Here is a 22993-nt window from a genome sequence, read left to right on the forward strand (position 1 = left end):
CGGGCCTCAGGCGGCCAGGACCGTGCACGGCGGTCCGCGCCGTCCCACGGAGTGCGCCCACAGCTGCGTACGCGCGGCCCGCACCCCGCGCGAGGGCCGCCGCGGCAGGCGGCGTACGGGCTCCAGGCGGGCCCGCACCGCGGCGAAGGCGATCAGCAGCGGGCGGAAGGAGAACCCGGCGACCGCGCGCAGCAGCTGGGCCAGCGCCTGCTCGCCGCGGCGCAGCCAGGCGGCGGCGAGGAGCCCCACGGCGACGTGCGCGCCGAGGAGCAGCCAGGCGGCGGCCGGATCCGTGTGCGCGAGGAGCGCGGCTGCCTTGTCGGTGTGGCCGCCGGTCATCCCGGCCAGCGGCGTACCGACGCTGCCGCCGCACAGGACGTCGAGACCGACCGCGCGCAGCGGCCCGGCGACGGGCCCGCCCGCCTGGCCGTAACAGACGTGCTGGCCGGTGGTGAACACGGTGTCGGCGGCCAGCTCCAGCGGCACGAGCAGGGCCGCGATCCGGCCGAAGCTGCGCTCACGCCCCGCCAGCGCGTACGCGAGGACGAAGACGGCGAGGGCCGTGGCCGCCACCGTCACCACGGGAAGGGGGACCCGGGACAGCAGGACGTGCGACGCGGCGGAGAGCGTCACGACGAGCGCCGTGAAGAGCGCCGCGCGCACGGCTCTGAGCTGGGTCCCGGATATGTCGTCCATCGCGGAGGAGTGTCCCATGCGTTCCTGTAAGGGACCCCTAAAGGGTCGCTGTGCGTTACGGGAGCGTTGTCGGCGCGTGTGGCCTACAGGCCCGGGATCCGGCCGTTGCGGAAGAGGTCCACGAAGATCTGGTGGTCCGCACGTGCGCGTGCGCCGTAGTCGTGCGCGAAGTCGACCAGGAGACCCGCGAAGCCGTCCTCGTCCGCCGCGATCGCCGCGTCGATGGCCCGCTCCGTGGAGAACGGCACCAGGGACTGCCCGGACAGGTCGTCGGCCGCCGCGTGCATCGTCGCCGTGGCCCGGCCGAGGTCGGCGACGACCGCGGCGATCTCGTCCAGGTCGTCGATGTCCGACCAGTCGAGGTCCACCGCGTACGGCGACACCTCGGCGACCAGCTGCCCCGAGCCGTCCAGCTCGGTCCAGCCCAGCCACGGGTCTGCATGCGCCTGGAGAGCACGCTGCGAGATCACCGTGCGGTGGCCCTCGTGCTGGAAGTAGTCGCGGATCGCCGCGTCGGTGATGTGCCGCGACACGGCCGGCGTCTGCGCCTGCTTGAGATAGATCACGACATCGTTCTCCAGGGCGTCGCTGTTGCCCTCCAGAAGGATGTTGTACGAGGGCAGGCCCGCGGAGCCGATGCCGATGCCGCGCCGCCCCACGACGTCCTTGACGCGGTAGGAGTCGGGACGGGTCAGGGACGAGTCGGGGAGCGTCTCCAGGTATCCGTCGAAGGCCGCGAGGACCTTGTAGCGCGTCGCCGCGTCGAGCTCGATGGAGCCGCCGCCGGGCGCGAAGCGGCGCTCGAAGTCGCGGATCTCCGTCATCGAGTCGAGCAGCCCGAAGCGCGTCAGGGAGCGGGCGTCACGCAGCGCGTCCAGGAGCGGGCCCTCGGCGGTGTCCAGCGTGAAGGGCGGCACCTCGTCGCTCTTGGCGCCCGTCGCCAGCGCGTGGATCCGCTCGCGGTACGCGCCCGCGTACGTGCGCACCAGCTCGGTGATCTGCTCGTCGCCGAGCGCCTTGGAGTAGCCGATCAGGGCCACCGAGGCGGCGAAGCGCTTGAGGTCCCAGGTGAAGGGGCCGACGTACGCCTCGTCGAAGTCGTTCACATTGAAGATCAGGCGGCCCGTGGAGTCCATGTACGTGCCGAAGTTCTCCGCGTGCAGATCGCCGTGGATCCACACCCGGCCCGTGCGGTCGTCCAGGTACGGGCCGCCGTGTCGCTCGCGCTCCAGGTCCGCGTAGAACAGGCACGCCGTCCCGCGGTAGAACGCGAACGCGGACGACGCCATCTTGCGGAACTTGACGCGGAACGCCGCCGGGTCGGCGGCCAGGAGCTCGCCGAACGCGGTGTCGAAGACGGTGAGGATCTGCTCGCCGCGCTGCTCAGCGGTGGGCTGCGGGACCGACATCGCGGGGTGCCTCCTGGTGCGGGCTTGTGCCGTGGATCGTGAGGTGAGGAACAGAGATTCTGTTCTGTCCAACGCACGACCGTACCCCCGAGTGCCCACCGGTTGTCAGTGCCCACCCGTAGACTTCCAAGCTGTCCCCCGAGACCGACCGCTGCCCGTCACCGGTCCGTTTCCGTCCGTTCTCGCTGGAGGCCGAAACCGTGTCAAAGCCGCCGTTCACGCACCTGCACGTCCACACCCAGTATTCGCTGCTGGACGGTGCCGCGCGGCTCAAGGACATGTTCAATGCCTGCAATGAAATGGGCATGACGCACATCGCCATGTCCGACCACGGCAACCTTCACGGGGCGTACGACTTCTTCCACACGGCGAAGAAGTCCGGGGTCGTGCCGATCATCGGGATCGAGGCGTACGTCGCCCCCGAGTCCCGGCGCAACAAGCGGAAGGTCAAGTGGGGCCAGCCGCACCAGAAGCGGGACGACGTGTCCGGTTCGGGTGGTTACACCCACAAGACGATCTGGGCGGCGAACAGCACGGGCCTGCACAACCTCTTCCGCCTGTCCTCGGACGCGTACGCGGAGGGCTGGCTGCAGAAGTGGCCCCGTATGGACAAGGAGACGATCTCCCAGTGGTCGGAGGGGCTGATCGCCTCGACCGGCTGCCCGTCCGGCGAGCTCCAGACGCGCCTGCGCCTCGGCCAGTTCGACGAGGCCCTCAAGTCGGCCGCCGAGTACCAGGACATCTTCGGCAAGGACCGGTACTTCCTGGAGCTGATGGACCACGGCATCGAGATCGAGCGCCGGGTCCGCGACGGACTCCTGGAGATCGGCAAGAAGCTCGGCATCCCGCCCCTGGTGACGAACGACTCGCACTACACGTACGCGCACGAGGCGACCGCGCACGACGCCCTGCTCTGCATCCAGACCGGCAAGAACCTCTCGGACCCGGACCGCTTCCGCTTCGACGGGACCGGCTACTACCTCAAGACGACCGACGAGATGTACGCCGTCGACTCCTCGGACGCCTGGCAGGAGGGCTGCGCCAACACGCTCCTGGTGGCCGAGCAGATCGACACCACCGGCATGTTCGAGAAGCGCGACCTCATGCCGAAGTTCGACATCCCGGCAGGCTTCACCGAGGTCACCTGGTTCCAGGAGGAAGTCCGGGTCGGCATGAACCGCCGCTACCCGGACGGTGTCCCCGACGACCGCCAGAAGCAGGCGGAGTACGAGATGGACATCATCATCCAGATGGGGTTCCCGGGATACTTCCTCGTGGTCGCCGACTTCATCATGTGGGCGAAGAACAACGGCATCGCGGTGGGCCCCGGCCGAGGCTCCGCGGCCGGTTCGATCGTGGCGTACGCGATGGGCATCACCGACCTCGACCCCATCACGCACGGACTGATCTTCGAGCGCTTCCTCAACCCCGAGCGCGTCTCCATGCCCGATGTCGACATCGACTTCGACGAGCGCAGGCGCGTCGAAGTGATCAGGTACGTGACCGAGAAGTACGGCGCCGACAAGGTCGCCATGATCGGCACCTACGGAAAGATCAAGGCCAAGAACGCGATCAAGGACTCGGCGCGCGTCCTCGGTTACCCGTACGCGATGGGCGACCGCCTCACCAAGGCGATGCCCGCCGACGTCCTCGGCAAGGGCATCGACCTGTCGGGCATCACCGACCCCTCCCACCCGCGCTACAGCGAAGCGGGCGAGATCCGGGGGATGTACGAGAACGAGCCGGACGTCAAGAAGGTCATCGACACCGCCAAGGGCGTCGAGGGCCTGGTCCGGCAGATGGGCGTGCACGCCGCCGGCGTCATCATGTCCAGCGAGCCCATCGTCGACCACGCCCCGGTCTGGGTCCGGCACACGGACGGCGTGACCATCACGCAGTGGGACTACCCGCAGTGCGAGTCGCTCGGCCTGCTGAAGATGGACTTCCTCGGCCTGCGCAACCTCACGATCATGGACGACGCCGTCAAGATGGTGAAGGCCAACAAGGGCATCGACCTGGAGATGCTCGCGCTGCCCCTGGACGATCCCAAGACGTACGAGATGCTGTGCCGCGGTGACACGCTCGGCGTGTTCCAGTTCGACGGCGGTCCGATGCGCTCCCTGCTGCGCCAGATGCAGCCCGACAACTTCGAGGACATTTCCGCCGTCTCGGCCCTGTACCGACCGGGCCCGATGGGAATGAATTCCCACACGAACTACGCGGAGCGCAAGAACGGGCGCCAGGAGATCACCCCGATCCACCCGGAGCTCGAAGAGCCGCTGAAGGAGACCCTCGGTCTCACCTACGGCCTCATCGTGTACCAGGAGCAGGTGCAGAAGGCCGCCCAGATCATCGCCGGCTACTCGCTCGGCGAGGCCGACATCCTGCGCCGCGTGATGGGCAAGAAGAAGCCCGAGGAGCTGGAGAAGAACTTCGTCCTCTTCCAGGGCGGCGCCAAGAAGAAGGGCTTCTCGGACGCGGCGATCCAGGCCCTGTGGGACGTCCTGGTGCCCTTCGCCGGATACGCGTTCAACAAGGCGCACTCCTCCGCGTACGGCCTCGTCACCTACTGGACCGCCTACCTCAAGGCGAACTACCCGGCCGAGTACATGGCCGCGCTGCTCACCTCGGTCAAGGACGACAAGGACAAGTCCGCGATCTACCTGAACGAGTGCCGGCGCATGGGCATCAAGGTCCTCCCGCCGAACGTGAACGAGTCCGAGCACAACTTCGCCGCCCAGGGCGACGATGTGATCCTCTTCGGCCTCTCCGCCGTCCGCAACGTCGGTACGAACGTGGTCGAGTCGATCATCCGCAGCCGCAAGGCGAAGGGGAAGTACGCCTCCTTCCCCGACTACCTCGACAAGGTCGAGGCCGCCGCGTGCAACAAGCGGACCACGGAGTCGCTGATCAAGGCCGGCGCGTTCGACACGATGGGGCACACCCGCAAGGGCCTCACCGCACAGTACGAGCCGATGATCGACAACGTCGTGCAGGTCAAGCGCAAGGAGGCCGAGGGCCAGTTCGACCTCTTCGGCGGCATGGGCGAGGAGGACAGCACTGAGCCGGGCTTCGGGCTCGACGTCGAATTCTCCGAGGACGAATGGGAGAAGACGTATCTCCTCGCCCAGGAGCGCGAGATGCTCGGCCTGTACGTCTCCGACCACCCGCTGTTCGGTCTCGAACACGTCCTGTCTGACAAGGCGGACGCGGGCATCGGGCAACTCACCGGCGGCGACTACTCGGACGGCTCGATCGTCACCATCGGCGGCATCATCTCGGGCCTCCAGCGCAAGATGACCAAGCAGGGCAACGCCTGGGCCATCGCGACGGTCGAGGACCTGGCCGGCTCCATCGAGTGCATGTTCTTCCCGGCGACGTATCAGCTGGTGTCGACCCAACTCGTCGAGGACGCCGTCGTGTTCGTCAAGGGACGCCTCGACAAGCGCGAGGACGTGCCGCGCCTCGTCGCGATGGAGCTCATGGTCCCCGACCTGTCGAACGCCGGGACCAACGCGCCCGTGACGATCACCATCCCCACGGTGAAGGTGACCCCGCCGATGGTCAGCAGGCTCGGCGAGATCCTCAGCCACCACCGGGGCAACAGCGAAGTGCGGATCAAGCTCCAAGGGGCCCGCAAGACAACGGTGCTTCGGCTCGACCGGCACCGCGTGCAGCCCGATCCCGCGCTCTTCGGCGACCTGAAGGTGCTCCTCGGGCCGTCCTGCCTCGCGGGCTGAGAGGCCCTGGGGATTTGGCCGTTACATGAGTGAGGGGCGCTCCCGGAAGATTCCGGGAGCGCCCCTCACTGTGTGACCGAAGGGCCACTAGCCTTGCGCAAGGCGTCAGTTGTGGCCGAAGCGGCGCTGGTGCTTACGGGCAACGTCCGCGGGGGTGCCCTGAGCCTGCGACTGCATCTCCGACTGTGCTTCCATACCGGCCGACTTGGCCTGCTCGGAAGCCTGCTCGGAGGCGGAAGCGCGGCTGCGCTGGTCGCCCTGCTTGCGGTTCTTGTTCTTGGCCATGGTGACTGCCTCCTGCGGGGGGTCTAGGGGCCAGGGCCGGATTCAGATTCACATATGCTGACGAGGCACGCATTTCAGAGAATTACCGTGCGTAATAAGCGCTGTCAGGGCGTTGTCGGAGTCGCATCGGGAGTTCTGTGAGCGGGCCGATTCGGGAATTCGTCCGATCCGCCACGCCGAAGATCGAGTTCGGGCCGTTAACCCCCGCGTGGTCGGGCAGACTCGAAGGAAACCCGAAGCGAACCCGCGATCGTCAACACCGTGGGACCTCCGGACGCCGGTAATTCAGCGAAAGAGGGTGGATCGCGTGGACCGTTGCATCGTCCTGGTGGACGCCGGTTACCTGCTGGGGGCCGCCGCGAGTCTCCTCGCGGGGGAGCCGTCCCGGTCCCGGATCACCGTCGATCACGTCTCCCTCATCCAGGGCTTGCGTGAACGCGCCGAATCCGACACCGAGCGGCCACTTCTGCGGATCTACTGGTTCGACGGAGCTCCGGACCGGGTGCCCCAGCCCGAGCACCGCCGGCTCCGCGTGATGCCCCGAGTGACCGTACGACTCGGCGCACTCACCCGTAGTGACGGGCGGTGGGCGCAGAAGGGTGTCGACGCGGCGATGCACGCCGAGCTGACCGAACTCGCCCGTAACCGTGCCTGTTCCGACATCGTGCTCGTCACCGGCGACGGTGATCTGCTCCCCGGCATGATGGCCGCGAAGGAGCACGGGGTCGCCGTGCATCTGTGGGCCGTGCAGGCCGCCGACGGCGACTACAACCAGTCCGAGGACCTCGTCGCCGAGGCCGATGAGCGGCGCGTGCTCGACCGGACCTGGATCACCAAGGCCGTGCGGGCCAAGGAACTCGGCGGGATCTGCACGCCCCAGCCCGCTCCGCGGCCGGAGATCGCGGCGATTCTGTCCGCGCCGTTGCCCGAGTCCGCGCTCGCCTCCGCGGCGGGGCGCTCCGCGGATCTGTCCGATGTGGCGGGCAGCGGCGGCCCCGGCGGTGCCGGGCAAGGGGGTGCGGCGGCCGGTTCCGGTGTGGACCATGGGGTGGCTCCTCGTGAGGGCGACGGTGGGGGGACCGAGGACGAGCGGGGTGGTGCGGGGAAGGGTGTCCCCACGCCCAAGGACCTCGCCGCCCTGCGGGGGCCCGGCGCCGCGCCGGGGCTCGGGGGGCATCCCCAGGTTCATCCCGGGCAGCACCCCGCCAACGCGACGTTGCGGTGGTCGTCCGACAAGGGGTGGGTCGAGCGGCCCGGGGTCGTGGGGGAGTCCGCGGACGCGGCGTCCCTGCCGACGCTGGCCCAGCTGACCACCGCGGAGCAGCGGTGGGCCGACCGCGAGGAGGACATCACCACCGTCGGGGGTGACCCCTTCGAGGTGGGGCAGGTGTTCGCCCGGCGGTGGATGGAGCGGCTGGGGGACGAGGTTCAGTTGCAGAAGCTGTCCACCATGTATCCGCGGGTGCCGCATCGCATCGACGGGGAACTGCTGCGGTATGCCGCGCGGTTCGGGCTGCTCGCCCACAAGGACGATCAGATCGACGAGCACGATCGCTATGCGATTCGGGCCGGGTTCTGGCGTGAGGTCGATGTGCGTAGTGCTGCGGAGCGGGTGGCTGCGGAGTAGGGGGCGGCGGGTTGTTTGCCGGGGGTGGTGCTGCGCTTGCCGGTGCCGGTGCCGGTGCCGGTGCCGGGGTGCGGTTTCGGGTGCGGGCTTGTTCTGGGTTCGCTTGTGCCGGTGGGGGGTGCGGGGCCGGGCCGGTATGTCCGTCCTCGCTTGGATGGTTCGGCGTTGGATTTTGTGGGCGTCGGTAGTGGGTGCCGGCTCCGGGCGGACATACCGGCCCGTCCCCTTCCGTTCTGTTGCGGGTGCGACTGGTTCGGGGCCGGGGGTCTCCGGCCTTGTACGTGAATGGGTGCGGGGCTCGTCCGGTTTCGGTGGCATGTCCTGACCCGGGGGTCGTGCGAGGGGTGCGACCCCGTAGTCTCGTCCTTCGTGAGTACGCGCACGGCACAGGCGGCCCCCAGAGGGCGACGGGGAGATCTGGTGTGCGTCGTGCGGGATCTCGTGCGGACGTATCCCGCCACCCGCGGGCGTCGTGGAGCGCCCGGGAGTGCTGCGATCCGGGCCACCGACGGGGTGTCCCTCGAGATCCGGCGCGGGGAGATCTTCGGGTTGCTCGGGCCCAACGGCGCCGGTAAGTCCACCCTCGTACGCCAGCTGACCGGGCTGATGCGGCCCGACAGCGGGAGCGTCGGGATTCTTGGGCACGACATCGTGCGGTATCCGGAGCGGGCCTCACGGATCCTGGCCTATCTGGGGCAGGAGTCGAGCGCTCTGGACGAGCTGACCGTGTCGCTGGCCGCCGAGACGACCGGGCGGCTGCGGGGGCTCGATCTGCGTACGGCCCGCGCCGAGCGGGACGCCGTGCTGGAGGAGCTGGGGCTCGGGGCGATCGCGTCGCGGCCCCTGAAGAAGCTTTCCGGCGGGCAGCGCCGGCTTGCCTGCTTTGCCGCTGCTCTGGTGGGGGAGCGGCCGCTGCTGGTGCTCGATGAACCGACCACGGGGATGGATCCCGTCGCCCGCCGGGCCGTCTGGGCCGCCGTCGACCGGCGGCGGGCCGAGAGCGGGACCACAGTTGTCCTGGTCACCCACAACGTCATCGAGGCCGAGACCGTGCTCGATCGTGTCGCTGTTCTGGACCGTGGGCGCGTCATCGCCTGCGACACCCCGGCCGGGCTGAAGGAGAAGGTCGCCGGCGACGTGCGTGTCGAGCTCGTGTGGCGGGAACGGGCGCCGCTCGATGTACCTGCCGTCGCCGCGCTGCGCGCTCTCGCCGTCGAGTCCGGGCGCCGCTGGTCGCTGCGGCTGGGCCCGGACGAGGCGCGGGCCGCCGTCGCCGCCGTCACGGGCGGTCCCGCGTTCTCCGACCTGGACGATTTCTCCCTGACCACACCGAGCCTGGAAGATGTGTACCTGGCGCTCGGCGGCGAGGCCAAGGGGCTGGTGAAGTCGTGAACACGGCGGCCCCGGTACCCGACGGAACAGTCACGACAGGAGTCACGCACCGTGAGTGTCGTACCCGCTGAGGTCCTTCAGGGCGGCGCCCGGACGGGCGCGAGCGGGCGGAGTGCCGAGGGCGATGCCGTCGGCGAGCTCGCCCCGCGGGCCCGGCTGCTGCCGTCCCTCGCAGCCGTGTACCGCGCGCAGCTCTCGCGGGCGCGCGTCGCCAGGATCCCGCTCCTCTTCGTCGCCACCTTCCAGTCCGTCGGCATCATGATCCTGATGCGGGGCGTGGTGGACGGGGGCCGGGAGGCCCAGGCCGTTGTCGCCGGGTCCAGTGTGCTGGTTGTGGCGTTCGTGGCTCTTAATCTGCTCGCGCAGTATTTCGGGCAGTTGCGGGCCGCCGGCGGGCTCGATCACTACGCGACGCTGCCCGTGCCGCCCGCCGCCGTGGTGCTGGGCGCCGCCGGCGCGTACGCGTCCTTCACCGTGCCGGGGACCGTGGTGACCGCCGTCGTCGGCTGTGTCATGTTCCAGCTCCCGCTCGCGCACCTGTGGGTGCTCGCCGCCGTCATCCCGCTCGCCGGTGCCGCGCTCTCCGGGCTCGGTGCCGCGCTCGGGCTGCTCGCGCCGCGGCCCGAACTGGCCACGCTGCTCGGTCAGTTGGGCATGTCCGCGGCCCTCCTGCTCGGCGTCCTGCCGGCCGACCGGATGCCGGGGATCATCCAGTACGCGCGCGATCTGCTGCCGTCGACGTACGGCGTCGAGGCCTTCGCCCGTACCTTCGGGGACCATCCGGACTGGGGCGTCGTGCTCCTCGATCTGGGGGTCTGCGCGGGCGTCGGCGTCGCCTCGCTGGCTCTCGCCACCTGGGCGTACCGCCGGGCAGCCGTCCGGTGACGCGCGTCTCGCAGGGGCCTGGCACGATGGCAGGGTGACCGCACCGCTGACGCCACGACCCCAGCAACCCCAGCACGACCCCTGGCAGGCCTCCGGGCCCGCGGGTGCTGTGCCGTCGCACGCTCACGAGCACCAGGAGGACGGGCCAGGGATGAGGACCGAGTTGCGGGAGGCCGCCGTCGTCGCGGTCGCGTCGGCCGTGTGCGGGCTGCTGCTGGGCGCGCTGTGGCTGTGGCTCGCGCCGCACGTGCCGCTCATCGCGGACGCCCAGGCCGTCTACCTCAAGGACACCGAGGGCGAGCAGGCCGTCGGCGTCGACGGGACGTTCACGCTGCTCGGCATCGCGTTCGGTGTCGTCAGCGCGGTCGCCGTGTTCCTGTGGCGCAAGCGCGGCGGCGTGCCGCTCGTCGTGGCCCTGGCCGTCGGCGGACTCCTCGGCGGTCTCCTCGCCTGGCGGTTCGGGATCTGGCTCGGCCCCACGCAGGACGTGGCCGCCCATGCCAAGGAGGTCGGCAAGGGCGTCACGTTCGACGCGCCGCTCGAACTCAAGGCGAAGGGCGCGCTCCTCGCCTGGCCGCTCGCCGCGATGATCGTCCACCTCGGTCTGACCGGCCTGTTCGGGCCCCGCGATCCCGACCCGTACTTCGACACCCGCTACCCGCAGGACAGCCCTCCGGCGGCCTGAGGGCGCCTCTCAGGCGGGCCTGCGCCCGTGATTGGCCTTGTGCTTCCTGATCCGCCACTTCCGCTTGCGCGTCCTCTTCGACATGTCCTCGGTACTTAGCCGAGGACATGTCGTGCGTCGAGAGGTGGCGGCGATTCCGGTCGGGGTCAGGTGCGGCCGATGGGGGCCAGGACTGCGGACGTGAGCGTCGCCAGGTCCGTGGGTGCCAGCTCCACCTCCAGGCCGCGGCGGCCCGCCGAGACGCAGATCGTGTCGTGCGCCCGCGCCGAGTCGTCCAGGACCGTACGCAGCTTCTTGCGCTGACCCAGCGGGGAGATGCCGCCCCGTACATAGCCCGTGGTGCGCTCCGCCGCCGCCGGGTCGGCCATCGCGGCGCGCTTGCCGCCGACGGCGGTGGCCAGGGCCTTCAGATCGAGCTGGCCCGCCACCGGCACGACGGCCACGGTCAGCTCGCCGTCCACATCGGCGACGAGCGTCTTGAACACCCGGTCGGGGGAGACCCCCATCGCCTCCGCCGCCTCGTCCCCGTACGAGGGATGGGCCGGGTCGTGCTCGTACGCGTGCGTCGTGAAAGGCGTACCCGCGGCCGTGAGCGCCACGGTCGCCGGGGTTCCGCCGGACTGCTGCTTCTTGGACTTCTTCGCCAACGTCCTCATGCCTTACGTCAGTCAGGACCGGCCACGTCAGTTGAGGCTGGTCGCCTGCCGGGTCAGGTCGCCGGCCGGCAAGGACGGCAGATTACGGATGATCGCGGTCTCGGAGCGAAGGAGTTTCAGCTCGTCGCGCAGGCGCGACGCCGTGTCCGGGGCCTGGAGGAGGCGCTGCTTGGTCGGTACGTCGAGGACGGCCGCCGCCGCCACCAGATAGGACACGACGGACGGGTCGTCCGGCAGTTCGGCGCCCGTCGCCAGAGTGCGCTCGCGGGCGCCCGCGAGCCGCTTCTGGTAGGAGCGGAAGGCGCGCAGCACCCCCTCGGCCAGGGCGCCCGCCTCGTCGCCGGCCTCCTCGGGCAGCTCCTCGACCTCGGCGGTCAGATAGGCGCCCGACGCGTCGACCGAGTGGATCTTCACGCGGGTCGTGCCGGTGGCGAGCACCTCGAAGCTGCCGTCGGCACGCTCCCGGATCGTCGCGGCGTCCGCGATGCAGCCCACGCCGTGCAGGGCCTTGACCGGGTCGTCGCCGAAGCCGGCCGCGGGGCCCGCCTCGGCCGCGGTCTTCGTTGTCTGGTCCGGCATGCCGGGGGCGGTGGGCGCGACCTCGTGGCCGTCGCGGATCGCCACGACGGCGAACCGGCGCGGCTCGTCGGAGTCGGCGGGGTCGCCGGAGGCCTCGGAACCCCCGGAGGAGGTCTTCAGCAGGTCGCGCATCATGGCGCGATAGCGCTCCTCGAACACGTTCAGCGGGAGCACGAGTCCCGGGAACAGCACCGAGTTGAGCGGAAAGAGCGGAAGCCGGACGGTGGTCACGACGGTCAAGCCTAATGGGAGCCGGAGGCGAGGGGCCCGCGACCGGCGTCGCGACCGCCGAGGGGACGGGCCGCGGCGACCTCGATCCGTACGCCGTCGCGCAGTTCCAGGAACTGTCCGAGCGGGTCGTCCGAGATCCGGTCCCAGGGGAACGACGTCGCGTACGGGCCGGTCAGGCGCAGCTGGTCCAGGGCGTCGGACCAGCGCTCCAGGCGGACCAGGACGTAGGTGAGGAGGTTGCGGACCTCGGCCGGCCAGGGGTCGTCGGCGGTGTATTCACGGGACAGGGCGATCGCCAGGTCGGCGGCCTCGTCCAGGCGCCCGCGGGGCACCTTCGCGGCCGGTCCCGGGCCCTGTCCGCTCGTCAGGTACGCGAACGCGGCCCGCACCGGCAGCGCCTGTACCAGGGACCCCGGCAGGGCGTCCTGGGCCGCGCGCTCGGCGAAGTCGAAGCACTCGCGGTGCGAGCCGTACCAGGCGGCCGACAGGTACTGGAGCGCCGACACGTGGCAGCCGTAGTGGTGCGGGGAGCGCCTTATGGCCTCGGCCCAGAGCCTCTCGAAGACGGTGTGCGAGGCGTTCGTGCCGCGCGCGTGGTCGAGGGCGACCCGCCAGGGCACCGGGTCGCCGGGGTCACCCTCGGCGGCGGCGGTGATCAGCGGGGTCACCTCGCGCAGCAGCTCGGCGCGGGCGGGCGACTCCCAGCCGCGCGCGACTTCCAGCTCGGCCTTGACGAGGAGGGCGTCCGGGTCGTGGGGCGACGCGAACCGCCAGTCGTCGAACCATTCGCCGCGCGATCTGGCGAAGGCGGCGAGCCGGGTGACGTAGCGGTCCCTGTTCTCCCACTCGCCGGCCTCGCGGGTGGCGGCGAGCAGCTTGGCGGCCGCCTCGTACTCGCCCCGGCCGGCGGCGACGAGCGCGGGGGCCAGGCGTTCGTCGGGGACGTCCAGGAGGACGTCGTCGTCGGCGGGCAGCCCGGCCGCGAGGCCCGAGGTGTGGCGGACCATCCGCGCGGTGCGGATGAGGGCGCGCAGCAGTGCCAAGGTGTGGACCCCGCTCCCCGTCGCTCGGTTGATGGTTGCGCTGGGATGACGGCTGAAATGCACCCATGGTTGCCCGCGGTCCGGCAAAAAATGCGAGGCTGCCCGGTCAGTTCCTGCGGAGCAGCCGGGTGGCCCCCGCCGCGACCGTCGTGGCGAGGATCCAGCCGAGCAGGATCAGCGCGGTCGCGGCCCACTGCCAGCCGCCCTGCAGCTGCCAGTAGCCGTCCTGGCCCAGGTCGATGACCGGCAGGATGAGATCGAGCGAGAACAGGGCCGGATTCCAGTGCGGCGACTCACCCGGTTTGATGGCCGGATGTGACGCGTGGGAGAAGGCCAGCGTGCTCGCCGCCCACAGGACGGCCATCCACACGGCGGCCCGGCCGGGCCGGTACCCGTAGGCGACCGTCCAGTCCTGGATGTACCCCCAGATCTTCGCGGCCGGCGGCAGCGTCTCGCGGCGCCGGCGCTGCTTGGCGAGCAGCACCTCCCGCGCGTCGGCGTCCTCGCCGCTGTTGCGCAGCACGGTCGCGAGCTTCTCGTACGGCTCCGGGCTGTACTCCGGCGTCGCGGCCGACAGCCACTCCAGGCGCCGCGCCAGCGGGAACGGGCCGGAGGGGATGAGGTTCTCGTACGTGAAGCCGCCCACGCGAAGTCCGCCCGGGCCCGGCCAGCTCGCCGCCCTGTCGATGAGGTTGACGACCTTCGCGCCGGACAGGACGATCCGCCCGCGCTGCGGCCGCTCGCACAGGAAGCGCAGCTCGGGCGTCTGGATGCGGCGCAGCGACACCTCCTGGTCGTTCTCCAGGTGGAAACGCGCCTGGTCGAGGTCGAGGGCGTCCCCGAACCGGCCGTCGTCGAGGCGCACCCCGCCCTGGCACTCGAAGCGCTGCACGCGGGTCCCGCGGGCCGGCGTCGTGCCGCTGGTCTGGAGCGGATTGCCGACGCCGGCGGGGGTCAGATAGAGGGACCGCTCGACCGTCAGCTGCGGCGCGTTGAGCGCGCGGCGCCCGTACGCGTTGGAGAGCCGGCTGCCGCGCAGGCTGAGCGACACGCCGATCTGCGCGCCGCGCAGGCTGACCTCGCCGTGCGTCTCCAGCATCTCGGCCTGGAGGTCCTGGCCGACGGACATGCCGTCCGCCATGATCGACTTGCCGCGCCGGTCGCGGTACACGACGGCCTGGTTGAGCAGCAGATCCGTGCCGATGTGCGCGTCGGTGAGGCGTACTCCGCTGTGGAAGCGGCAGCGCGGCAGGTGCAGGTCGCCCTCCGTGTGGACGCGGGCGCCCTCCAGGCGGGGGATCGAGCAGTCGACCAGGCGCAGGGTGGTGAACCGGGCCTCGGGAAGCAGGATCTCCTTCTCGAAGCGGCACCGCTTCAATTCCACGTACGGCACGATGCCGCCGCCCGCGAGGTCGAGGACGTCGGTGATCTGTACGCCCGTGAGCTTGAGCGACGCGACCCGCCCGGACAGCGCGGGCGGCCCGTCGAGCAGCAGCCAGGCCACGATCCGCGCGCGCACACTGCGGCCGGGCCCCCAGGCGTGCCCGCCGTGCGGGTCGTCCACGTCCGGGTCGCCCGAGCTCAGGTCGTAGACACTGCCGTTGCGAAAGGCCTGCCACATGCCCATCTCGGCGCCCGTGAGGCCGTCCGGCGGGTCACCGATGCCGGTACCGTCGACCACGACTTCTCATCCTCCCCGTGGTACCCCGTAGTACCCGTAGTCCCCCGGATCCTCACGGAGCCCGCCCGTCCCGGTACGGCTCCGCTACTCGCGGGTTTAGTACAACTGTTCATGCCCGCTGAGTGACGGCCTGAACGCTATTGGTGAAGGTCTTGCGCGGTGATCCGTATCAGCCATTGATACGGACGTCGGTCGCTCATGTGGCGTCTGCGAGAATTGAGCACGTGATCTCCCGAATCGATCTGCGCGGCGACGCCCTCCCCGAGGGCCCCGCACTGCGCGACCTGCTGCCCCGAGCCGACTTCGATGTCTCGGCCGCCCTCGAGAAGGTGCGTCCGATCTGTGAGGCCGTGCATCATCGTGGCGACGCGGCACTGATCGACTACGCGGAGAAGTTCGACGGCGTGAAGCTGGAGTCCGTACGGGTTCCCGCCCAGGCCCTCAAGGGCGCCCTGGAGCAGCTCGACCCCGCCGTCCGCGCGGCCCTGGAGGAGTCGATCCGCCGGGCCCGCATCGTGCACCGCGAGCAGCGCCGCACCACCCACACCACGCAGGTCGTCCCCGGCGGCTCGGTCACCGAGAAGTGGGTGCCCGTCGAGCGCGTCGGCCTGTACGCGCCGGGCGGCCGCTCCGTCTACCCGTCCTCCGTGATCATGAACGTGGTGCCCGCGCAGGAGGCCGGGGTCGAGTCGATCGCCCTCGCCTCGCCCGCCCAGGCCGAGTTCGGCGGACTGCCGCACCCGACGATCCTGGCCGCGTGCGCACTCCTCGGCGTCGACGAGGTGTACGCCGCGGGCGGCGCCACGGCCGTCGCGATGTTCGCGTACGGCACCGAGTCCTGCGCCGCGGCGAACATGGTCACCGGACCCGGCAACATCTGGGTCGCCGCGGCCAAGCGCTACTTCACCGGCCTCATCGGCATCGACGCCGAAGCGGGCCCGACCGAGATCGCGGTCCTCGCGGACGCCACCGCCGACCCGGCGCACGTCGCGTCCGACCTGATCAGCCAGGCCGAGCACGACCCGCTCGCCGCCGCCGTCCTCGTCACCGACTCGGTGGAGCTCGCGGACGCCGTCGAGAAGGAGCTGGAGCCGCAGGTCGCGGCCACCAAGCACATCGACGACCGGATCGTCCCGGCCCTGCGCGGCAGGCAGTCCGCGATCGTCCTGGTCGACGGGGTCGAGGAGGGCCTGCGCGTCGTCGACGCGTACGGCGCCGAGCACCTGGAGATCCAGACCGCCGACGCCGCCGCGGTCGCCCAGCGCGTGAAGAACGCCGGCGCGATCTTCGTCGGCCCCTGGGCGCCGGTGTCCCTCGGCGACTACGCCGCGGGCTCCAACCACGTGCTGCCCACCGGCGGCTGCGCCTGCCACTCGTCGGGTCTGTCCGTCCAGTCCTTCCTGCGCGGCATCCACATCGTGGACTACACGCGCGACGCCCTCGCCGACGTCGCCCACCACGTGGTCACGCTCGCCGAGGCGGAGGACCTGCCCGCGCACGGCGCGGCCATCAAGGCGAGGTTCGAATGGAAGGTTCCCGGCCAGTGACCGGCATCGACGATCTGCCCGTACGGGACGAGCTGCTCGGCAAGTCCCCGTACGGTGCCCCCCAGCTCGACGTACCCGTACGCCTGAACACGAACGAGAACCCCTACCCGCTGCCCGAGGCGCTCGTCGAGCGGATCGCGGAGCGGGTGCGCGAGGCGGCCCGCGGCCTCAACCGCTACCCGGACCGCGACGCCGTCCAGCTGCGCACCGAGCTCGCCGGCTATCTCACGCGGACCGGCGGCCACCACGTCGGCATCGAGAACGTCTGGGCCGCCAACGGCTCGAACGAGGTCCTCCAGCAGCTGCTGCAGACCTTCGGCGGCCCCGGCCGCAGCGCCATCGGCTTCGAGCCCTCGTACTCGATGCACGCCCTCATCGCACGCGGCACCGGCACCGGCTGGATCTCCGGACCGCGCAGCGAGGACTTCACCATCGACGTGGAAGCGTCCGTGGCGGCCATCGCCGAGAACCGCCCGGACGTCGTCTTCATCACGACGCCCAACAACCCCACCGGCAGCGCGGTCCCGCCCGAGACGGTCCTCGCCCTGTACGAGGCCGCGCAGGCGGCCAAGCCGTCCATGGTCGTCGTCGACGAGGCCTACATCGAGTTCAGCCACGGGAAGTCCCTTCTCCCGCTGCTCGAAGGGCGGCCGAACCTCGTCATCTCGCGCACCATGTCGAAGGCGTTCGGCGCCGCGGGACTGCGCCTCGGCTACATGGCCGCCGCCCCCGCCGTCGTGGACGCCGTCCAGCTGGTGCGCCTGCCGTACCACCTGTCGGCCGTCACCCAGGCCACGGCGCTGGCCGCCCTGGAGCACACCGACACGCTCCTCGGTTACGTCGAGCAGCTGAAGGACGAGCGCGACCGCCTGGTGACCGAACTGCGGGCAGCCGGCTACGAAGTGACCGACTCGGACGCCAACTTCGTGCAGTTCGGCCGGTTCGAAGGCGAAGGTGCCGCGCACGCGGTGTGGCAGCAGATCCTCGACCGGGGCGTCCTGGTCCGGGACAACGGCGTACCCGGGTGGCTGCGTGTCTCCACGGGCACCCCGGACGAGAACGACGCGTTCCTCGATGCGGTACGCGCAATCAAGAAGGAGCGGAACGCATGAGTCGCGTAGGCAGGGTGGAGCGCACCACCAAGGAGACCTCGGTCCTCGTCGAGATCGACCTCGACGGCACGGGCGAAGTGGCCGTATCAACAGGGGTCGGCTTCTACGACCACATGCTCGACCAGCTCGGCCGCCACGGCCTCTTCGACCTCACGGTCAAGACCGAGGGCGACCTGCACATCGACACGCACCACACCATCGAGGACACCGCCCTCGCGCTCGGCGCCGCCTTCAAGCAGGCACTCGGCGACAAGGTCGGCATCTACCGCTTCGGCAACTGCACCGTCCCGCTGGACGAGTCGCTCGCCCAGGTCACGGTCGACCTCTCCGGCCGCCCCTACCTGGTGCACACCGAGCCCGAGAACATGGCCCCCATGATCGGCTCGTACGACACGACGATGACCCGGCACATCCTGGAGTCGTTCGTCGCGCAGGCCCAGATCGCGCTGCACGTCCACGTCCCGTACGGGCGCAACGCGCACCACATCGTGGAGTGCCAGTTCAAGGCGCTGGCCCGCGCGCTGCGTTACGCGTCCGAGCACGACCCGCGTGCCGCGGGCATCCTTCCGTCCACGAAGGGCGCTCTCTAAGCCATGAACGGCCTCAACACCATCCTCATCGTCGTCGGTCTCTTCCTGATCGGCGGCGTCATCTCCTTCCTCAAGCAGGGCTTGCCCAAGGGCCTGATCGCGCTGCTCTCCATCGCCGCGGCCATGTGCCTGGTCTCCGGCGTCCTGCGGCTCGACTACTGGAACTGAGGGGCAGGGAGCAGCCAGCCATGACTTCAGCCAACCCCGCCGGGAAAGCCGGCAACGCCGGCAAGAAAGTCGTCGTCTTCGACTACGGGTTCGGCAACGTCCGCTCCGCCGAGCGGGCTCTGGCCCGCGCGGGCGCGGACGTCGAGATCACCCGTGACTTCGACACCGCGCTCAATGCCGACGGCCTCCTCGTGCCCGGCGTCGGCGCCTTCGCCGCCTGCATGAAGGGCCTCAAAGAGGCCCGCGGCGACTGGATCATCGACCGCCGCCTCGCCGGTGGCCGCCCCGTGATGGGCATCTGTGTCGGCATGCAGATCCTCTTCGCGCGCGGCATCGAGCACGGCGTCGAGGCCGAGGGCCTCGACGAGTGGCCCGGCACGGTCGAGCCCCTCAAGGCCGAGATCGTCCCGCACATGGGCTGGAACACGGTCCGCCCGCCGCAGGACACCGAGCTCTTCGCCGGTCTCGACAGTGACGCCCGCTTCTACTTCGTGCACTCCTACGCCGTGCAGCAGTGGGACTTCGAGGTCGGCAACGTCCACATGCGCCCGCCCAAGGTCACCTGGGCCACGCACGGCGAGCCGTTCATCGCCGCCGTCGAGAACGGCGCACTGTGGGCGACGCAGTTCCACCCCGAGAAGTCCGGCGACGCCGGCGCTCAGCTCCTCACGAATTGGATCGGAACCCTCTGATGTCCCGCACGCTCGAACTCCTCCCCGCCGTCGACGTCCGTGACGGCCAGGCCGTACGTCTCGTGCACGGCGAGTCCGGCTCGGAGACCTCCTACGGTTCCCCGCTCGAGGCCGCCCTCGCGTGGCAGCGCTCCGGCGCCGAGTGGCTGCACCTCGTGGACCTGGACGCCGCGTTCGGCACCGGCGACAACCGCGCGCTGGTCGCCGAGGTCGCGGGAGCCATGGACATCAAGGTCGAGCTGTCCGGCGGCATCCGCGACGACGCCACGCTCGCCGCCGCGCTCGCCACCGGCTGCACCCGCGTCAACCTCGGCACCGCCGCCCTGGAGACCCCCGAGTGGGTCGCCAAGGTCATCGCCGAGCACGGCGACAAGATCGCGGTGGGCCTCGACGTGCGCGGCACCACGCTGCGCGGCCGCGGCTGGACCCGTGACGGCGGCGACCTCTACGAGACGCTCGCGCGCCTCGACTCCGAGGGCTGCGCCCGCTACGTCGTCACCGACATCGCCAAGGACGGCACGCTGCAGGGCCCGAACCTGGAGCTCCTGAAGAACGTGTGCGCGGCCACCGACCGCCCGGTCGTCGCCTCCGGCGGCGTCTCCTCGCTCGACGACCTGCGCGCCATCTCCGAGCTCGTCCCGCTGGGCGTCGAGGGCTCGATCGTCGGCAAGGCGCTGTACGCGAAGGCCTTCACGCTGGAAGAGGCGCTCGCCGCCGTGGCGTCATGAGTGACGGCGTACGCAGGGTCGGCTCGGACGGGCCGTGGGAGGAGGCCGTGGGCTACTCGCGCGCGGTCGAACTGCCCAACGGCCTTGTCCTGGTGTCCGGTTGTACGTCTGTCGTCAACGGCGTCATCGACGCGGGAACGCCGTACGAGCAGACGCTCAACGCGTTCCAGGTCGCGTTCGACGCCCTCAAGACCCTGGGACTCGGGAGCGAACATGTGGTGCGCACCCGTATGTACATCACCCATGCGCGCGATGTGGACGACGTGGGCCGGGCCCACAAGGAGCTGTTCGACGCCGTCCGCCCCGCCGCATCCATGATCATCGTCTCCGGCTTCATCGACCCGAGCCTGGTCGTCGAGGTCGAGGTGGAGGCGTACCGAGGAGACACACCGTCATGACGCTGGCTGTACGGGTCATCCCCTGCCTGGACGTGGACAACGGCCGGGTCGTCAAGGGCGTCAACTTCCAGAACCTGCGCGACGCGGGCGACCCCGTCGAGATGGCGAAGGTGTACGACGCCGAGGGCGCCGACGAGCTGACGTTCCTCGACATCACGGCGTCCTCCGGCAACCGCGAGACGACCTACGACGTGGTGCGCCGCACCGCCGAACAGGTCTTCATCCCGCTCACCGTCGGCGGCGGCGTCCGCACGGCGGACGACGTGGACAAGCTGCTGCGGGCCGGCGCGGACAAGGTGGGCGTGAACACGGCCGCCATCGCCCGCCCCGAGCTGATCCGCGAGATCGCCGAGCGGTTCGGCCGCCAGGTGCTCGTCCTGTCGGTCGACGCGCGCCGCACGCCGTCCGGCACGTTCGAGGTGACGACGCACGGCGGCCGCAAGTCCGCCGGGATCGACGCCGTCGAGTGGGCACACGAGGCCGCCGAGCTCGGCGCGGGCGAAATCCTGCTCAACTCGATGGACGCCGACGGCACGAAGGACGGCTACGACATCGAGATGATCGCGGCCGTACGCAAGCACGTCACGGTGCCGGTGATCGCGTCCGGCGGCGCCGGCCGCCTCGAGCACTTCCCGCCGGCGATCGCCGCGGGCGCCGACGCGGTGCTCGCCGCGTCCGTCTTCCACTTCGGCGATCTGCGGATCGGCGAGGTCAAGGAGACGCTGCGCGAGGCGGGGCACCCCGTCCGCTGACACCGGGAGCGCACGCTCTCAGGCCCCGGTCGCCCTCAAGGGCGGCCGGGGCCTTTTGTCTGGCCTGACGCGTTGTCTGGCCTGACGCGCAGGATTCGCCTGGCCCCGATGCGCAGGATCAGTTGCGCAATTTCTGTTGCGCAATATTTCTTTCGTATCTAGTCTCGTGCCATGGCCGACAAGCAGACCCACCGCATCACCGACCTCGGCACCCTCAAGGCGCTCGCCCACCCGCTGCGCTCGCAGCTGTACCGCGGTCTGGTCGTCGCCCGCACGGCGACCGCGTCGCAGCTCGCCGAGCAGGTCGACGGGGCTGTCTCCCTCGTCAGCTATCACCTGCGCAAGCTCGCGGACGCCGGGCTCATCGAAGAGGCGCCCGGGGCGCAGCGGGACGGCCGCGAGCGCTGGTGGCGGCCCGCGTCCGAAGGCGTCAGCATCCACGAGGCGGACTTCGGCGACGCCCCCGAGAAGGCCGCGGCGCACCAGGCGGCCACCCGGCTCTTCTACGAACAGCGCAGCGAGCTCTACCGCCGCTACCTCGACGAGCGCACCACCTGGCCGTCCGAGTGGCGCGCCGCGTCCTCGGACTCGGAAGCTCTGATGCCCCTCACGGCGGCCGAACTGACCGAGCTGACAAGCGAGTTGCTCGCCGTCATCAGGAAGTACGACGAGCAGGGCCGCGCCGCCCAGGCCGCGGGCGACACCGAAGGGCGCGAGAACGTCGCGCTGCACGTGTACGGCTTCCCGTTCCGCGCCTGATTCCGGGCTTGATGCCGGGCCCGATACGGCGCCTGATTCCGGGCCTGATTCCGCGCTTGATTCCGCGCCTGAGAGGACCACCTCCCATGACCGTGACCGCGCCCCTCACCCGCACACCCGCCCCCGATAAGCCCGCCCACCGCGACGGCAACGTGCTGCGCTGGCTCGGGGCGTACGCCTCCTCGATGATCGGCGACAACATCTACTACGTCGCCCTGTCCTGGGCGGCCGTCCAGTCGGGCAGCCCCTCGCAGGCCGGGCTCGTCATGGCGGTGAGCGCGGCGCCCCGGGCCCTGCTGATGCTCGGCGGGGGAGTGATCGCCGACCGGCTCGGGCCGCGCCGGATCGTCATAGCCGGCGACGCGGTGCGCAGCGCGGCGGTCCTCGGCGTCGCCGGGCTCTTCCTCGCGACCCGGCCGGGCCTGTGGCCGCTCACCCTCCTCGGCCTCGTCTTCGGCGTCGTAGACGCCCTCTTCCTGCCGGCCGTCGGCGCGCTGCCCGCCCGCGTCACCGGGCGCGGTCAGCTCGCCAGGGTCCAGGGCATGCGCGGAGTCGCGGTCCGGCTGGCCAACGTCGTGGGCGCGCCCCTGGGAGGTCTCGGCGTCGCACTCGGCGGCCCGGCGGCGGCGTTCGGCGCGGCCGGACTGCTGTTCGCGATCTCGCTGCCGCTCCTGATGTCCCTGCGCATCCGGGACCTGCCCGACGAGGGCGGCAAGAGCGGCGCCCCGGCGAGGAACGGCCTCGCGGACGGCCTGCGCCACATCCGCCGCCACAGCGTCCTCGCCCCGCTGGTCGTCGTCATCGGCCTCAGCGACCTCGGCTTCGTCGGCCCGCTGAACGTCGGCCTGACCCTCCTCGCCGACCAGCGCGGCTGGGGCGCCTCCGGCATGGGCTCGGTGCTCGCCGGATTCGGCGTCGGCGCGGGCGCGGCCTCGCTGCTCCTTGCCGTCCGCGGCCGGGTGCCGCGCGCGGGTCTCGTCCTCGCCGCAGCCATGGGAGGCGGCGCCGTCGCCATCGGCGCGCTCGCCTTCGTACCGCACCTCGCCGCCGCGGTCGCCGTCGCGCTGGTCATCGGGCTGCTCGCCGGTCTCAGCGGCGCCCTGTGCGGAGCGCTCACCCAGACCCACGCGGACCCGGCCTACATCGGCCGGGTCACCGCCGTCACGAGCCTGTCCAGCCTCGGCCTCGTCCCGCTCACCATGCCGCTGACCGGCGCGGCCGTCGGCCTGTGGGGCACCGGCCCCGTCTTCGTGGCCAGCGCCGCGATCTGCGCCCTCGCCGGCGTCTACGGCCTGTGCCGCACGCCCCTGCGCCGCGCCGAACTCCCGGCGTGAACCC

At 70.9% G+C, this 22993-nt stretch carries 22 protein-coding genes; 15 read left to right on the forward strand and 7 right to left on the reverse strand.

All coding sequences use genetic code 11. The features are described from left to right. Positions 1-6: 6 nt before the first annotated feature. Entirely contained in the window at positions 7-696 is a 690-nt protein-coding gene (locus AC07EJ_RS06470) for a hypothetical protein (protein WP_478883873.1), read from the reverse strand. An 83-nt stretch (positions 697-779) separates the two neighbouring features. Beyond that, a complete protein-coding gene (locus AC07EJ_RS06475; protein WP_389475028.1) occupies positions 780-2105 on the reverse strand; it encodes a DUF2252 domain-containing protein in 1326 nt (441 codons plus the stop codon). 200 nt (positions 2106-2305) lie between these two features. Between AC07EJ_RS06475 and dnaE the strand changes: the two genes are divergently transcribed. Then, a complete protein-coding gene (dnaE, locus tag AC07EJ_RS06480; RefSeq protein WP_389475030.1) occupies positions 2306-5845 on the forward strand; it encodes a DNA polymerase III subunit alpha in 3540 nt (1179 codons plus the stop codon). 105 nt (positions 5846-5950) lie between these two features. Here dnaE and AC07EJ_RS06485 read toward each other — a convergent pair whose 3' ends face one another. Next, positions 5951-6130, reverse strand: a complete 180-nt coding sequence (locus tag AC07EJ_RS06485; protein WP_116502594.1) for a hypothetical protein — start codon at positions 6128-6130, stop codon at positions 5951-5953. 307 nt (positions 6131-6437) lie between these two features. Between AC07EJ_RS06485 and AC07EJ_RS06490 the strand changes: the two genes are divergently transcribed. The 4 genes from AC07EJ_RS06490 (at position 6438) to AC07EJ_RS06505 (ending at position 10719) form a co-directional block, all read left to right on the forward strand. After that, positions 6438-7757, forward strand: a complete 1320-nt coding sequence (locus AC07EJ_RS06490; RefSeq protein WP_393582341.1) for an NYN domain-containing protein — start codon at positions 6438-6440, stop codon at positions 7755-7757. A 369-nt stretch (positions 7758-8126) separates the two neighbouring features. Next, complete coding sequence (locus AC07EJ_RS06495) at positions 8127-9149, forward strand: ABC transporter ATP-binding protein (protein WP_389475034.1); 1023 nt, start codon at positions 8127-8129, stop codon at positions 9147-9149. 51 nt (positions 9150-9200) lie between these two features. Next, positions 9201-10034 (forward strand): ABC transporter permease, encoded by an 834-nt coding sequence (locus tag AC07EJ_RS06500; RefSeq protein ID WP_393582340.1) that lies wholly within the window; start codon positions 9201-9203, stop codon positions 10032-10034. Positions 10035-10068: 34 nt separating this feature from the next. Continuing rightward, the gene (locus AC07EJ_RS06505; protein WP_389475038.1) at positions 10069-10719 is read left to right on the forward strand and encodes a hypothetical protein; all 651 of its coding nucleotides are present in this window, start codon (positions 10069-10071) and stop codon (positions 10717-10719) included. A 146-nt stretch (positions 10720-10865) separates the two neighbouring features. Here AC07EJ_RS06505 and ybaK read toward each other — a convergent pair whose 3' ends face one another. The 4 genes from ybaK to AC07EJ_RS06525 all read right to left on the reverse strand — a co-directional run bounded on the left by ybaK (position 10866) and on the right by AC07EJ_RS06525 (position 14909). Beyond that, positions 10866-11366 carry a Cys-tRNA(Pro) deacylase gene (gene ybaK / locus AC07EJ_RS06510; protein WP_100592244.1) on the reverse strand — a complete coding sequence of 167 codons (501 nt, stop codon included), beginning with the start codon at positions 11364-11366 and terminating at the stop codon, positions 10866-10868. A gap of 36 nt (positions 11367-11402) precedes the next feature. Further along, the gene (locus AC07EJ_RS06515; RefSeq protein ID WP_389475040.1) at positions 11403-12185 is read right to left on the reverse strand and encodes an LON peptidase substrate-binding domain-containing protein; all 783 of its coding nucleotides are present in this window, start codon (positions 12183-12185) and stop codon (positions 11403-11405) included. 11 nt (positions 12186-12196) lie between these two features. Further along, the gene (locus tag AC07EJ_RS06520) at positions 12197-13192 is read right to left on the reverse strand and encodes a hypothetical protein (RefSeq protein ID WP_389475640.1); all 996 of its coding nucleotides are present in this window, start codon (positions 13190-13192) and stop codon (positions 12197-12199) included. Between the two features lie 142 nt (positions 13193-13334). Further along, the gene (locus AC07EJ_RS06525) at positions 13335-14909 is read right to left on the reverse strand and encodes an oxidoreductase (RefSeq protein WP_478883874.1); all 1575 of its coding nucleotides are present in this window, start codon (positions 14907-14909) and stop codon (positions 13335-13337) included. A gap of 224 nt (positions 14910-15133) precedes the next feature. Between AC07EJ_RS06525 and hisD the strand changes: the two genes are divergently transcribed. The 10 genes from hisD (at position 15134) to AC07EJ_RS06575 (ending at position 22989) form a co-directional block, all read left to right on the forward strand. Further along, positions 15134-16456, forward strand: coding sequence for a histidinol dehydrogenase (gene hisD, locus AC07EJ_RS06530; protein ID WP_389475044.1), 1323 nt, complete (start codon positions 15134-15136; stop codon positions 16454-16456). Next, positions 16435-17568 (forward strand): histidinol-phosphate transaminase, encoded by a 1134-nt coding sequence (locus tag AC07EJ_RS06535; RefSeq protein WP_478883875.1) that lies wholly within the window; start codon positions 16435-16437, stop codon positions 17566-17568. The genes hisD and AC07EJ_RS06535 overlap by 22 nt, the downstream gene beginning before the upstream one ends. After that, positions 17565-18158, forward strand: a complete 594-nt coding sequence (hisB, locus tag AC07EJ_RS06540; protein ID WP_362905439.1) for an imidazoleglycerol-phosphate dehydratase HisB — start codon at positions 17565-17567, stop codon at positions 18156-18158. Before AC07EJ_RS06535 ends, hisB begins: the two co-directional genes overlap by 4 nt. Before the next feature lie 3 nt (positions 18159-18161). Continuing rightward, positions 18162-18326 (forward strand): hypothetical protein, encoded by a 165-nt coding sequence (locus AC07EJ_RS06545; protein ID WP_478883876.1) that lies wholly within the window; start codon positions 18162-18164, stop codon positions 18324-18326. Positions 18327-18346: 20 nt separating this feature from the next. Then, complete coding sequence (hisH, locus tag AC07EJ_RS06550) at positions 18347-19018, forward strand: imidazole glycerol phosphate synthase subunit HisH (protein ID WP_389475050.1); 672 nt, start codon at positions 18347-18349, stop codon at positions 19016-19018. Further along, a complete protein-coding gene (gene priA, locus AC07EJ_RS06555; protein ID WP_389475052.1) occupies positions 19018-19746 on the forward strand; it encodes a bifunctional 1-(5-phosphoribosyl)-5-((5-phosphoribosylamino)methylideneamino)imidazole-4-carboxamide isomerase/phosphoribosylanthranilate isomerase PriA in 729 nt (242 codons plus the stop codon). Before hisH ends, priA begins: the two co-directional genes overlap by 1 nt. Then, on the forward strand, positions 19743-20144 hold the full coding sequence (locus AC07EJ_RS06560; RefSeq protein ID WP_389475054.1) for a RidA family protein: 402 nt from the start codon (positions 19743-19745) through the stop codon (positions 20142-20144). The genes priA and AC07EJ_RS06560 overlap by 4 nt, the downstream gene beginning before the upstream one ends. Next, the gene (gene hisF, locus AC07EJ_RS06565) at positions 20141-20896 is read left to right on the forward strand and encodes an imidazole glycerol phosphate synthase subunit HisF (RefSeq protein ID WP_100592253.1); all 756 of its coding nucleotides are present in this window, start codon (positions 20141-20143) and stop codon (positions 20894-20896) included. Before AC07EJ_RS06560 ends, hisF begins: the two co-directional genes overlap by 4 nt. A 171-nt stretch (positions 20897-21067) precedes the next feature. After that, positions 21068-21655 (forward strand): ArsR/SmtB family transcription factor, encoded by a 588-nt coding sequence (locus AC07EJ_RS06570; RefSeq protein WP_389475057.1) that lies wholly within the window; start codon positions 21068-21070, stop codon positions 21653-21655. Positions 21656-21741: 86 nt separating this feature from the next. Beyond that, positions 21742-22989 carry an MFS transporter gene (locus AC07EJ_RS06575; protein WP_389475059.1) on the forward strand — a complete coding sequence of 416 codons (1248 nt, stop codon included), beginning with the start codon at positions 21742-21744 and terminating at the stop codon, positions 22987-22989. Positions 22990-22993 lie beyond the last annotated feature (4 nt).

This window comes from Streptomyces sp. NPDC045026 (assembly GCF_056432625.1).

Excerpts from the sequence above, each read along its gene's own strand:
- AC07EJ_RS06545 (WP_478883876.1), top strand. The coding sequence starts at position 18,162 with ATGAACGGCCTCAACACCATCCTCATCGTCGTCGGTCTCTTCCTGATC.
- hisH (WP_389475050.1), top strand. The coding sequence starts at position 18,347 with ATGACTTCAGCCAACCCCGCCGGGAAAGCCGGCAACGCCGGCAAGAAA.
- AC07EJ_RS06535 (WP_478883875.1), top strand. The coding sequence starts at position 16,435 with ATGGAAGGTTCCCGGCCAGTGACCGGCATCGACGATCTGCCCGTACGG.
- AC07EJ_RS06520 (WP_389475640.1), bottom strand. The coding sequence starts at position 13,192 with ATGGTCCGCCACACCTCGGGCCTCGCGGCCGGGCTGCCCGCCGACGAC.
- priA (WP_389475052.1), top strand. The coding sequence starts at position 19,018 with ATGTCCCGCACGCTCGAACTCCTCCCCGCCGTCGACGTCCGTGACGGC.
- AC07EJ_RS06485 (WP_116502594.1), bottom strand. The coding sequence starts at position 6,130 with ATGGCCAAGAACAAGAACCGCAAGCAGGGCGACCAGCGCAGCCGCGCT.
- hisB (WP_362905439.1), top strand. The coding sequence starts at position 17,565 with ATGAGTCGCGTAGGCAGGGTGGAGCGCACCACCAAGGAGACCTCGGTC.
- AC07EJ_RS06575 (WP_389475059.1), top strand. The coding sequence starts at position 21,742 with ATGACCGTGACCGCGCCCCTCACCCGCACACCCGCCCCCGATAAGCCC.
- AC07EJ_RS06570 (WP_389475057.1), top strand. The coding sequence starts at position 21,068 with ATGGCCGACAAGCAGACCCACCGCATCACCGACCTCGGCACCCTCAAG.
- AC07EJ_RS06475 (WP_389475028.1), bottom strand. The coding sequence starts at position 2,105 with ATGTCGGTCCCGCAGCCCACCGCTGAGCAGCGCGGCGAGCAGATCCTC.
- AC07EJ_RS06470 (WP_478883873.1), bottom strand. The coding sequence starts at position 696 with ATGGACGACATATCCGGGACCCAGCTCAGAGCCGTGCGCGCGGCGCTC.
- hisF (WP_100592253.1), top strand. The coding sequence starts at position 20,141 with ATGACGCTGGCTGTACGGGTCATCCCCTGCCTGGACGTGGACAACGGC.
- AC07EJ_RS06560 (WP_389475054.1), top strand. The coding sequence starts at position 19,743 with ATGAGTGACGGCGTACGCAGGGTCGGCTCGGACGGGCCGTGGGAGGAG.